Genomic DNA, 11783 nt, shown 5'->3' on the forward strand with positions numbered 1-11783 from the left:
AGCCTTGCCCAAGGGAAGGAGTTCTGGGGGAGATTGGCCGAATCGAAGGGGATCTATGGGGAAAACCCGCGATGGACGTTACGGGCGTACGGGGCCGGCTGTGACATTCCTGTGAGGCGCCGGCCCGGCCGGGTCAGGCGTCCTTCGAACGGGCGTAGTGCCGGGACGCCTTGGCGCGGTTGCCGCAGGCGGCCATGGAGCACCAGCGGCGGGTGCCGTTGCGGGAGGTGTCGAAGAAGTGCAGGACGCACGCCTCGTGCGCGCAGGCCCGGATCCGGTCGGGCGCGGTGGCGAGCAGCCGGAGGTAGTCGCGGGCGGCGAGCCAGGCCGGCCCCCACGCCGGGTCGCCGAACTCCGGCCGCTCGCCGGGCCCTTCGGCGGTCAGGGTGGGCCGGACGCGCCCGTGGGCGAGCACGGCGTCGACGCCGTCCGGACGTGACTCGTCCACGGCGGCCCGCAGGGCGTCCCGCGCGGTGAGCAGGTGCCGCAGCGCGGCGGCGTCGGCGGCGAAGTCGCCGTCCAGGCCGTTGGCGGCCAGCCACACCGCGAGCCCGTCGGTGTCCGTGAGCAGGTCCTGCGGCCCGCCGTCGCCCCGCCACCGGGTGTTGAGCAGATCGAGGGAGAGCGGTTCCCCGGTCAGCGGGCGGGGGTCGAGGGGTGCGGACATCCGGGGCCTCCTTGCGTACTAACCACTTAAGGGTACGTGACCGGTTGACGCACCCCTCTCTAACCACTAACGTCAAAGACGCCGGTTAGGGAACTTCCCGGCCGGACCACCACCCAAGGGGGGGCACAGCCATGACCGCTCTGCGCACCGGCCACATAGGCCTCAACGTCACCGACATCGCCCGCTCGCTCGACTTCTACCGGGACGTCCTCGGCTTCACCGTGATCGGCGAGGGCAAGGAGGAGGGCCGCCGGTACGCCTTCCTCGGCGACGGCGACAGCCTCGTCCTCACCCTGTGGCAGCAGGCCGAGGAGGGCTACGACCCGCACCGCGCCGGCCTGCACCACCTGGCCTTCGAGGCCGCGTCCGTGGACCGGGTCGAGGAGTACGAGGCGGCCTTGCGCGCCTACGGCGTCGACTTCGCCTACGACGGTGTGGTCGCCCACGGCGAGGGCGCGGCCTCCGGCGGCATCTTCTTCCACGACCCCGACGGCACCCGTCTGGAGATCTCCGTCCCGACCGGCGTCCAGGGCGCACCCGCCCCGGCCGAGTCCGCCCCGACCTGCGGTTTCTTCTGACCGGCCAGCGGTCTTCGCCGAAACGCTCGAAACGCTCGAAACGCTTGGAACGCTCGAAACGCACGAGATGGAGGGATCGCCGATGACGGGCGTCTACCACGCCGGCTCCCGAGCCGTGCAGGACCGGGCCGGCGTACGCGACCTCGCCGACCACGTCGGCCGGTCCGTGCTCGGCGGCATCAAACCGGTGGCCGCCGCCTTCCTGGAGCTCCAGCCGCTGCTCTTCCTCGGCGCCGCCGACCCGGTGACGGGGGCGGTGTGGGCGTCGGTCCTCTCCGGTGCCCCGGGCTTCCTCCGGGCCACCGGGCCCCGACAGCTCTCCGTCATCGGCGGCCCCGCTCCCGCGGACCCGCTGGCGGCCGCCCTCGCCACCCCGGGCACCCACGTGGGCACCATCGCCCTCGACCCGCGCACCCGCCGCCGTATGCGCCTGGGCGGCCGCTCCCGGCCGACGGAACGCGGCTTCGCCGTCGAGGCCGACCGGGTCTTCGCCAACTGCCCCAAGTACCTGCAGAAACGGCAGTCCTACGAGTTCGTGGACCGCCCGCCGGCCGAGGCGGCGCGCGGTGACGAACTGACGCCCTCCCAGGCGGGGTTCATCACGGCCGCCGACACGTTCTTCCTGGCCACCGTGCACGACGACGGCGCCGACGCCAGCCACCGGGGCGGCAACCCCGGCTTCGTCCGCGTCGACTCTCCGCGCGAGCTGAGCTGGCCGGACTACCCCGGCAACTCCATGTTCCTCACCCTCGGCAACCTCACCACCGACCCGCGGGCCGGCCTGCTCTTCCTGGACTGGACGACCGGCCGCACCCTGCGCCTGACCGGCCGGGCGCGCGTGGAGCACGGCCCCGACGGCACCCGCACCCTCCGCTTCACCCTCACCGAGGCCCTCGACACCCCGGCGGAGTTGCCGCTGCGCTGGTCCCCGCCCGAATACTCGCCTGCCAATCCGCGGCCCGCGCGTTAACGTCCCGGCGTGCGCCGGAATCTGAGGGTGGCGGCCTACGCCGTGTGTGTCCGTGACGGAGAGATCCTGCTGGCCCGTTCCCCGGCGGAGGACGGCACCCCCGAGTGGGTGCTGCCCGGCGGCGGCATGGAACACGGCGAGGACCCGCACGACACGGTCCTGCGCGAACTGGCCGAGGAGACCGGTTACCGCGTCGAGGTGACCGGGCTCCTCGGCGTCCACTCCCTCAATCTGACCCGCCCCCGCCGGGGCCTGCGCCGCGCCGTCGACCACCACGGGGTACGCCTCGTCTACGAGGCCCGCGTCACCGGCGGCGAACTGCGCTGGGAGACCGACGGCTCGACCGACATGGCCGCCTGGCACCCCCTGGACGACGTCCCCGGCCTGCCCCGGATCCCGCTGGTCGACGTGGCCCTGCGCCTGTGGCGGGACCGCCCGCCGACGGGACGAGTGGCAACGGCCCCGCACGGCCGGGGCACGGGGGCCTGACACCGGGGTCTGACGGGTCCGCCGACAGGAGTACGGCCCCGGCCGCTCACCGCACTCGTGCACGGCTCCTCCCCGCACGTGCACCGCTTCGCGCACACGCTCCGCGCCACTCCTCAGGACGCCGAGGACGCCGCCCAGGAAGCGCTGATCATCCTCTACCGCAGGATCGGCATGCTGCGCGCCTCCGGGGCGCTGGCGTCCTGGATGTTCCGGATCGTCCGCAACGAGTGCCTGCGCCGCACCCGCACACTGCTCCGGCCCGCACCGGCCGACGGAACCGGCCGAGCGGGGGCCGTCACCGCGCGCTCCGCCGAGGAGGACGCCCTGCAGCGCCTGGAGGCCGAACGCGTCGCCGCCGCCGTCGCCGCCCTGTCCGACGACCAGCGGCGGGTGCTGGTGATGCGCGACATCCAGGGCCTGCCCGGCCGCACCGTCGCCGACCGGCTCGGGCTGACCACCACCGCGATGAAGTCCCGCCTGCACCGGGCCCGTTCGGCGGTACGTGAGGCCCTGCACGAGGAACCGACCGGAGCGAGGAGCCCCGACCATGGCAGCTGACCCGACGACGACCATCCGCACCGAGCCGGCCGGCGACACCGGCGTCCGCGCGGACCCACCCCCGCCCGGCCGCTTCGCCGGCGACAGCGTCCCGCGCCACCTGGCCCGCGGCACCCTCGGCTTCGGCGCGCTCATCGCCTCCCTGGCCCTGCTGCCGGTGACCGGCCCGGTGAGCCTGCTGCTCGCCCCGGCCGGCCTGATCGCGCTGCGCGGCTGCCCGATGTGCTGGGCGATCGGCCTCGCGGAAACGGTCTCGGCCGGACGGCTGCGCCGCTCCTGCGTGGACGGGAGGTGCGAACTCACCCGAGGCGGGGTGCGGTGAGTACCGGGTTCGTGCGGGAGCGGCGAGGCGGGGCCGGGGCGGCGGTGGGGCGGCTCCCTCCGGCCGAGGAGGAGGTGGAAACACACCGGAAGAGGGGCCCCGGGTGATGCCCAGGGCCCCTCCTCTCCCCTCCTGGCGCCCCCGGTCCGTCACTACCGGGGGAGCACCACGACGTAGGCGGCGGGGTCGCGGTCCGGTGCCGCCATGAGGGCGGTGCGGACCACCGCCGCCTGCTGTTCCATCGCGTCGCGCAGCTTCCGGGGGGTGACGTGGACGACGGTGATGCCGAGCCGCTCCAGGTGCTCCCGCTTGCGGGCGTACTCGGACCACACCTCGTCGTCGTCCTGCCGCAGGCCCTGGCGCGGGGCGCGGGTGTCCAGCTCGACGGCGACGGCCTGCTCCGGCCAGTAGGCGTCGAGGCCGCCGAGGTGGGGGCCGCCCGGCAGGCGGAGGTCGACGTTCCAGACCGGGTCGGGGAGGCCGTACTCGTGGACCATGCGGTAGAGGCCGTCCTCGGCGACGGCCCGGCCCTCGGCGAGCAGCGAGTCGACCGCGTCCACCACGTGGGGGCGGCTGAGCAGCTTGGCCCGGTTGAGCTCCCGCACGACCGTGGCGGGTTCACAGTGGCCGCCGCGCACCGCCTCGGTCAGCAGCCGCCGCACCACGTTCGCGTCGGTCAGCCGCGCCACCGCGTCGGCGAGGGCGCGCGGCACCGGGGCGACCGGGACGCCGGTCGCCTGCTCGGCCGCCGGCAGGTCGGGCGTGCGGACGATGCGGGCGCAGCCCGTCGAGCGCAGGCGGCGCAGCCGAGGCACGAGGACGTCGATCTGCTCCAGCGACAGCAGAGGGGGAGCGCAGGAGAAGCCGTGGAGGTTCAGGGCCGCCAGGCCGGTGATCATCGCCTCCCGGTAGGTGGGGCGGTACGGCTTCTCGGCGTCGGGCTGGACCGGCACCCCGGCCGGCGCGGACTGGCGGGCCGCGTACAGCAGTACCGCGTGCAGCCGCTCCTCGCTGGTCGGCGGGCCCGGGTGGAGCAGGACGACACCGGGGAGGAGCTGCTGCCAGGGGCCGCCGGGCCGGCACTGCTCGTTGGTCTCGGCCGCGGAGACGCCGTGCGCGCGCAGTTGGGCCGCCGTGAGGACGCGGCGCAGGTCGTGAGCCAGGTGGTGCAGGGGGCGGGGGGAGAGCGGGGAGGCCGGGGGGAGCGGGGGGTTGTGGTTCATGCGATCGGGATTCCGCGCCGGGTCCGGCTCCTAACCGCTGTTACACGCTCGTCGACAAAGCCGGACAAGCCCGCGCTAAAGGACGGGTGTTCGGATGCCGAGTAGGCGCCGATAACCCCTGGTCCAGATGGGTGGGACCAGGGGTTACGGGCATGATGGACCGAATTTCGTAACGGTGGCCGTCCGCTCAATTCATGGCCAAAGGTGAGGGGTCAGGTGGCGGGTGCCGCCTCGGCGTCCCGCGCCTGTCCGCGCAACGACCGGGCCAGGTCGTCCCGCGCCTCCAGCACCAGCCGGCGCAGGGCCGGGGGCGCCGACTCGTGCGCCGCCAGCCAGGCGTCGGTCGCCGCCAGGGTCTCGGGGGAGTCCTGCCACGACGGGAAGAGACCCGACACCACGTCCATGCCGATCTGGATCGACCGCTCGGCCCACACCCGCTCGATCACCTCGAAGTACCGGTCCGCGTACGGCGCGAGCAACTCCCGCTGGGACGACCGCGCGAAGCCGGCGATCGTCGCGGTCGCCAGGGCGTTGGACAGCGTGTCCGACTCCACGAGCTGCGCCCACGCCTGCGCCTTCACCGCCGCCGACGGGCGGGCGGCCAGGCAGCGGACCTGGTGGCGCTTGCCGGAGGCGGTGTCGTCGCGGGCCAGTTCGGCGGCCAGCTCCTTCTCGCCCACGACGTCGTGCGCGGCCAGCGCGTCCAGGAACGCCCACCGCAGCTCCTGGTCCACGTCGAGGCCCGGCAGGGTCACCGTGCCGTCCAGAAGACCGCTCAGCAGGTCGAAGTCGGCCCGCGCGTCGGCCACCCGCGCGAAGAACCGCGCCCACGCCAGCTGCCGCTCACCGCCCGGCTCGGCCGCGCGCAGCTCCCGCGACGCACCCTCGGCGAGACGCCGGCCGGTCGCCTGGCGGGCACCCGGCGCCACATAGTGCTCCAGCGCCGACTCGGCCCACGCGTGCAGCATCTGCAGCACCCCGATGTCGGTCTCCCGGCCCGCGAACCGCAGCACCAGGTCGACGAACTCCCGCGCGGGCAGCAGCGCGTCCCGCGTCATGTTCCACAGCGCCGACCAGCACAGGGCGCGCGCCAGCGGGTCGGTCAGGTCACCGAGACCCGAACGCAGCGCCGCCAGCGAGGTCTCGTCGAACCGCGTCTTGCAGTACGTCAGGTCGTCGTCGTTGACCAGCACCAGCTCCGGGGCGTCCGCGCCGGCCAGCTCAGCGACCAGGGTCCGGGGACCGTCGACGTCCACCTCCGCGCGGGCGTACCGCTCAAGCGCCCCGCCCCCGGTACGGCGGTACAGCCCGACCGCGACCCGGTGCGGCCGCAGCTCGGGGTGCGATTCGGCGGCCTCCTGCAGCACGGCCAGTTCGTCGATCCGGCCCTCGGCGTCCAGCAGCACCTGCGGGGTGAGCGAGTTGACGCCCGCCGTCTGCAGCCAGGCCCCCGCCCACGCGCCCATGTCCCGGCCGCTGGTCTCCTCCAGCGCCGACAGCAGGTCGCCGAGCCGGGTGTTGCCGTACGCGTGCCGCTTGAAGTAACGCCGGGCGCCCTCCAGGAAGGCGTCCTGGCCGACGTACGCCACCAGCTGCTTGAGCACCGAGGCGCCCTTGGCGTACGTGATGCCGTCGAAGTTGAGCTTGGCGTCCTGGAGGTCGCGGATGTCGGCCGTGATCGGGTGGGTGGAGGGCAGCTGGTCGGCCCGGTACGCCCACGCCTTGCGGCGGTTGGCGAAGGTGATCCAGCCGTCCTCGAAGCGGGTCGCGCCGACCAGCGAGAAGGAGCCCATGAAGTCCGCGAACGACTCCTTCAGCCACAGGTCGTCCCACCACTCCATGGTGACCAGGTCGCCGAACCACATGTGCGCCATCTCGTGCAGGATGACGTTCGCCCGCGCCTCGTACGACGCCCGGGTGACCTTGCCCCGGAAGATGTACTCCTCGCGGAAGGTCACCAGCCCCGGGTTCTCCATCGCGCCCAGGTTGTACTCCGGCACGAACGCCTGGTCGTACTTGCCGAACGGGTACGGGTAGTCGAAGTGGTCGTGGAAGAAGTCCAGGCCCTGCTTGGTGAGCAGGAAGACGTCGCCCGCGTCGAAGTGCGGGGCCAGACCCTTGCGGCACAGCGCGCCCAGCGGGATCTCCAGCGTCGTACCGTCGTCGAGGACCCTGCTGTAGGAGTCCGTCACGTAGTGGTAGGGGCCGGCCACGACACAGGTGATGTACGTCGAGATCGGCTTGGTCTCCGCGAACCGCCACACCCCGTCGGCGCGGTGCCCGGCGCCGTTGCTCCACACGGTCCACTCCTCGGGCGCCCGTACCTCGAAGCGGAACGGGGCCTTGAGGTCGGGCTGCTCGAAGTTGGCGAACACCCGCCGGGAGTCGGCCGGTTCGTACTGCGTGTAGAGGTAGACCTCGCCGTCCTCGGGGTCGACGAAGCGGTGCAGGCCCTCGCCGGTGCGCGAGTAGGCGCACTGCGCGTCGACCACCAGCTCGTTCTCGGCGGCCAGGTCCTCCAGGACGATGCGCGTGCCGTCGAAGACCTCGCTCGGGTCGAGGTCCCGGCCGTTGAGGGAGACGGCGGTGACGCGCGGGGCGACCAGGTCGGCGAAGGTCGAGGCCCCCGGCTCGTTGCACCGGAAGCGGATCGTGGTGACGGACCGGAAGGTGCGCGGCTCGGCCGCCGCGTCCGACGGCGCGTCGCCGACGGCGGAGCGCACGTCGAGGGACACGTCGTACCCGTCGACGCTGAGCAGGGCGGCCCGCTCCCGGGCCTCGTCGCGGGACAGGTTCTCACCGGGCACGAGTGGCACTCCCTCAGGTGGTGATCAGAATGTGGACAGCACCGATCCTGCCACGCGGACCTGGCACCGGACAGCGGACAGCGGGGACCGGGCGGCGGCCGGGGCGCCCGTGGCGGCCGGGAATGGGCGGCGCCCACGGGATGTTGCTCCTTCAAACGCCGGTTCCGAAGGAGACTCATGTCCGACAGCGTGACGCCCGCCACGAAGACCCCGGTCGACTTCTGGTTCGACCCGCTCTGCCCCTGGGCCTGGATGACCTCGCGGTGGGTGCTGGAAGTGGAGAAGGTCCGCGACATCGAGGTCCGTTGGCACATCATGAGCCTCGCCGTACTCAACGAGGACAAACTGGACGAACTCCCCGAAGACTACCGGGACATGCTCGCCACCAAGGCGTGGCAGCCGGTCCGCGTGGTCACCGCCGCCTGGCAGAAGCACGGCGACGACGTCCTCGGCCCGCTCTACACCGCGCTCGGCACCCGCATCCACAACAACGGCGAGGGTCCGACGCCGGCGGCCATCGCCGGCGCGCTCGCGGACGTCGGCCTGCCCGCCGACCTCATCGACTACGCCGAGCAGGAGAACTTCGAGTTCGACGCCGAACTGCGCGCCTCCCACAAGGAGGGCATCGACAAGGTCGGCCAGGACGTCGGCACCCCGGTCATCGCCGTCCCCGGCTCCGACGGCGAGCAGCTCGCCTTCTTCGGTCCGGTCGTCACCCCCGCCCCCAAGGGCGAGGAGGCCGCCCGCCTGTGGGACGGCACCCTGGCCGTCGCCTCGGTGCCGGGCTTCTACGAGATCAAGCGGACCCGCACCAAGGGCCCGGACTTCAGCAACCTCTAGGACCCGGTTCCGCGCCGTGCCGACGGCTTCGGCGCCGGCACGGACCGCCGGCTCACCGCCGTCGGGACCGAGCCCACGGGAGAGGCCCTCGCGAGTCACGTCCTCGCGAGGGCCTCTCCTTCCACCGGCCTGCCCGCGTGAAGGGTGAGAAGACGATCACGAGGCAGGACGTCCTCAGGGTCCGAGCAGCAGCACGTCCGTGCGGGAGGCGGCCGCCGCGTACCGCCGGGCGACGTCCTGCCAGTTCACGACCTGCCACATCGCCTCGATGAAGTCCACCTTCTGGTTGCGGTACTGCAGGTAGAAGGCGTGCTCCCAGGCGTCGAAGACCAGGATCGGGGTCGCGCCCTGCCCGACGTTGCCCTGGTGGTCGTAGACCTGCTCGACGATCAGCCGGCCGCTCAGCGGCTCGTACGCCAGCACGCCCCAGCCCGAGCCCTGGGTGGTGGCCGCCGCCTTGGACAGCTGCGCCTTGAAGCCGGCGAAGGAGCCGAACGACTCGGTGATGGCCTCGGCCAGCTCACCCACGCCGTCCTGGGCCAGCGGCTCGCCGCCGCCCTCCTTCGGGCCGGTCATGTTCTGCCAGTAGATCGAGTGCAGGATGTGCCCCGACAGGTGGAAGGCCAGGTTCTTCTCCAGGCCGTTGACCGAGCCCCACTGTTCCCTGTCCCGCGCCTCGGCCAGCTGCTCCAGCGTGTCGTTGGCGCCCTTCACGTAGGCCGCGTGGTGCTTGTCGTGGTGCAGCTCGATGATCTCGGGGCTGATGACGGGGGCCAGCGCGGAGTAGTCGTACGGCAGGTCGGGCAGCGTGTAGACGGGCATGGCGGGGTCTCCTCCGGGCCTTGGGCGGCTCTTATTGCAAATAGCTCGCAACAACAAGCTAGCAGCAAAAAGCCCCCGTGTGGATCACACGGGGGCTCGCTGCGCGTCGCGGCCGGGGCCGGTCAGCCGCGGCGCCTCTGCCACACGTATCCGACGGCCGCCAGGAACAGCGTCATCCCGCCCGACGAGTACAGCTGCACCCGGGTGTCCGCCTCCCGGGCCATCAACACGAAGATCGCCGCCATGCCGGCCAGTGCCGCCCAGGTCAGGAAGGGGAACGCCCACATCCGCACGGTCAGCTTCTCGGGCGCCTCGCGTTCGAGCCGGCGCCGCAGCAGCAGCTGGGAGACCGCGATGAAGATCCAGACGATCAGGATCACCGCGCCGATCATGTTCAGCAGCCAGGGAAACGCGTCGTCCGGCCGCGCGTAGCTCAGCGCCACGCACCCGATGCCGAACACCGAGGACGCCAGGACGGCCAGGCGCGGCACCCCGCCGGACACCCGGGCCAGCGCCCGCGGCCCCTGGCCCCGCTGCACCAGGGAGTAGGCGATGCGCGAGGACCCGTAGATGTTGGCGTTCATCGCCGACAGCAGCGCCACCAGCACCACCACGTTCATCAGCTGACCGGCGCCGGGGATGCCCAGGCGGTCGAGCGCGGCCACGTACGGGCCCTTCACCGTGACGTCCTCGGAGTCCCACGGCACCAGCGTGACGATGACGGCCATCGAGCCGATGTAGAACAGCGCGATCCGCCACATCGCCGTCCGCACGGCGCTCGCCACGCCCTTGACCGGGTTCTCCGACTCGGCGGCGGCGATGGTCACCGTCTCCAGGCCGCCGTACGCGAACACCGACGCCAGCAGGCCGATGACCAGGCCCTCGCCGCCGTTCGGCAGGAAGTCGGTGAGATGGGCGGTGCCCGGGGCGTCGGTGCCCGGCAGGAGCCCGGCGATGGCCAGCACGCCCAGCACCAGGAACAGCGAGATCGCGCCGACCTTCAGCGCCGCGAACCAGAACTCGAACTCGCCGAAGTTCTTCACCGCGGCCAGGTTCGTCGCGCAGAACACCACGACGAACAGCGCCACCCAGGCCCACTCGGGCGTCCCCGGCAGCCAGCCCGTGACGATCTTCGCCGCGCCGATGCCCTCCAGGCCCACCGCGGTGCACAGCAGCACCCAGAAGGACCAGCCCGCGGCGAACCCGGCCCACGGCCCGATCGCCCGCTCGGCGTGCGCCGAGAAGGAACCCGAAGAGGGGTAGGCGGCCGACATCTCGCCCAGCATCCGCATCACCAGCATCACGAGGAGGCCGGAGAGCGCGTAGGCGAGGACGATGGAGGGGCCGGCGGCGGCGATCCCCGCGCCGGACCCGACGAAGAGGCCGGCGCCGATGACACCGCCGAGGGCGATCATCGACAGGTGGCGCTGTTTGAGACCGTGGGAGAGGGTGGCTTCGTCCCGGCCGGAGACCGGGTCCACCTTGGTGGTGCTGGGCATGGGCGCGGCTCGTCCAATGCGTGAGATGGGCAAAACGCCCACAGTTTCGACGGGCGTACCCGACACAGGGATCCTCCGTCCGCTATCCGGACGTCCTGTGTGCGCTGCGTGACCACTCCGTGACCGTACGGTCGCGTGTGAGCCTGATCGCCGCGCCGCCGTGACCGGGGTCACTCCGAACCGCGTGTAGCGACCATTCTTTGTGCGGAGCGCACCAAGTCCGTGATCGCCCCTTTGTCGACGGCTGACGGTGATCGCGGGGAAGGCGCTGGGATAGCGTCGACGCGTCCCTCTGCCCCCACCTCCACCGCGGAGTCCCCATGAGCACCGCCGCCGCATCCGCCGCATCCGTCCGCCCGGGGCAGGTCCTCGCCGACCTCCTTCCGGCCGGCCGCGTGCGCGACATCGCCCTGGTCGTGGGCGGTGCCGCCCTCACCGGCCTCGCGGCCCAGCTGTCGGTGCCCGTCCCCGGCTCCCCGGTCCCGGTCACCGGCCAGACCTTCGCCGCGCTCCTCGTCGGCACCTCCCTCGGCGCGGGCCGGGGCTTCCTCTCCCTCGCCCTGTACGTCGTCGCCGGCATGGCGGGAGTGCCGTGGTTCGCCGAGCACTCCTCCGGCGCCGCGATGCCGTCCTTCGGATACGTCCTCGGCATGCTGCTCGCCGCCACCGTCGTGGGTGCCCTGGCCCGGCGCGGCGCCGACCGCAGCGCCTGGCGGACGGCCGGGGCGATGGTGCTGGGCTCGGCGATCATCTACGCCGTCGGCGTGCCCTACCTCGCGCTGTCCGCCGGCCTGTCCGCCTCCGCCGCCGTCGCGGCCGGCCTGACGCCGTTCCTCGTCGGCGACGCGCTGAAGGCGGCGCTGGCGATGGGGCTGCTGCCGACGGCCTGGAAGCTGCTCCGCCGCTGAGGCCGCACCGCGGCCGACCTGCCGAGAGGGCCTGCCGAGAGGGCCTGCCGAGAGGGCCTGCCGAGAGGGCCTGCCGAGAGGGCCTACCGGGGGGGGCGCA

Annotated in this window: 12 protein-coding genes; 7 read left to right on the plus strand and 5 right to left on the minus strand. The window is 72.8% G+C overall.

The features are described 5' to 3' along the window. Positions 1-133: 133 nt before the first annotated feature. Positions 134-667 carry a CGNR zinc finger domain-containing protein gene (locus ACSLTV_RS28735; RefSeq protein ID WP_435613142.1) on the minus strand — a complete coding sequence of 178 codons (534 nt, stop codon included), beginning with the start codon at positions 665-667 and terminating at the stop codon, positions 134-136. Positions 668-798: 131 nt separating this feature from the next. Between ACSLTV_RS28735 and ACSLTV_RS28740 the strand changes: the two genes are divergently transcribed. The 5 genes from ACSLTV_RS28740 (at position 799) to ACSLTV_RS28760 (ending at position 3584) form a co-directional block, all read left to right on the plus strand. Continuing rightward, on the plus strand, positions 799-1245 hold the full coding sequence (locus tag ACSLTV_RS28740; protein ID WP_432157902.1) for a VOC family protein: 447 nt from the start codon (positions 799-801) through the stop codon (positions 1243-1245). A gap of 82 nt (positions 1246-1327) precedes the next feature. Further along, on the plus strand, positions 1328-2215 hold the full coding sequence (locus ACSLTV_RS28745; protein WP_432157903.1) for a pyridoxamine 5'-phosphate oxidase family protein: 888 nt from the start codon (positions 1328-1330) through the stop codon (positions 2213-2215). Positions 2216-2224: 9 nt separating this feature from the next. Beyond that, entirely contained in the window at positions 2225-2704 is a 480-nt protein-coding gene (locus ACSLTV_RS28750) for an NUDIX hydrolase (protein ID WP_432133034.1), read from the plus strand. Between the two features lie 9 nt (positions 2705-2713). Then, positions 2714-3262, plus strand: coding sequence for an RNA polymerase sigma factor (locus ACSLTV_RS28755; RefSeq protein WP_435613147.1), 549 nt, complete (start codon positions 2714-2716; stop codon positions 3260-3262). Further along, the gene (locus tag ACSLTV_RS28760; protein ID WP_435613143.1) at positions 3252-3584 is read left to right on the plus strand and encodes a hypothetical protein; all 333 of its coding nucleotides are present in this window, start codon (positions 3252-3254) and stop codon (positions 3582-3584) included. Before ACSLTV_RS28755 ends, ACSLTV_RS28760 begins: the two co-directional genes overlap by 11 nt. A gap of 152 nt (positions 3585-3736) precedes the next feature. Here the strand turns inward: ACSLTV_RS28760 and ACSLTV_RS28765 are convergent, their stop codons facing one another. Further along, positions 3737-4807 (minus strand): hypothetical protein, encoded by a 1071-nt coding sequence (locus tag ACSLTV_RS28765; protein ID WP_435613144.1) that lies wholly within the window; start codon positions 4805-4807, stop codon positions 3737-3739. A gap of 212 nt (positions 4808-5019) precedes the next feature. Continuing rightward, positions 5020-7614, minus strand: a complete 2595-nt coding sequence (pepN, locus tag ACSLTV_RS28770; RefSeq protein WP_435613145.1) for an aminopeptidase N — start codon at positions 7612-7614, stop codon at positions 5020-5022. A 177-nt stretch (positions 7615-7791) separates the two neighbouring features. Between pepN and ACSLTV_RS28775 the strand changes: the two genes are divergently transcribed. Next, complete coding sequence (locus ACSLTV_RS28775; RefSeq protein ID WP_432133030.1) at positions 7792-8454, plus strand: mycothiol-dependent nitroreductase Rv2466c family protein; 663 nt, start codon at positions 7792-7794, stop codon at positions 8452-8454. A 174-nt stretch (positions 8455-8628) separates the two neighbouring features. Here ACSLTV_RS28775 and ACSLTV_RS28780 read toward each other — a convergent pair whose 3' ends face one another. Together ACSLTV_RS28780 and ACSLTV_RS28785 are read right to left on the minus strand one after the other, a co-directional pair. Then, positions 8629-9276, minus strand: a complete 648-nt coding sequence (locus ACSLTV_RS28780; protein ID WP_432133029.1) for a superoxide dismutase — start codon at positions 9274-9276, stop codon at positions 8629-8631. Positions 9277-9398: 122 nt separating this feature from the next. After that, positions 9399-10775, minus strand: coding sequence for an amino acid permease (locus tag ACSLTV_RS28785; RefSeq protein WP_432133028.1), 1377 nt, complete (start codon positions 10773-10775; stop codon positions 9399-9401). A 320-nt stretch (positions 10776-11095) separates the two neighbouring features. On the opposite strand from ACSLTV_RS28785, the gene ACSLTV_RS28790 reads away from it, so the two are divergent. After that, positions 11096-11683, plus strand: coding sequence for a biotin transporter BioY (locus tag ACSLTV_RS28790; protein WP_432133027.1), 588 nt, complete (start codon positions 11096-11098; stop codon positions 11681-11683). Positions 11684-11783 lie beyond the last annotated feature (100 nt).

Origin of the sequence: Streptomyces sp. bgisy159 (genome assembly GCF_965341775.1) — a bacterium.
In the GTDB taxonomy this organism is placed as follows: Bacteria; Actinomycetota; Actinomycetes; order Streptomycetales; family Streptomycetaceae; genus Streptomyces.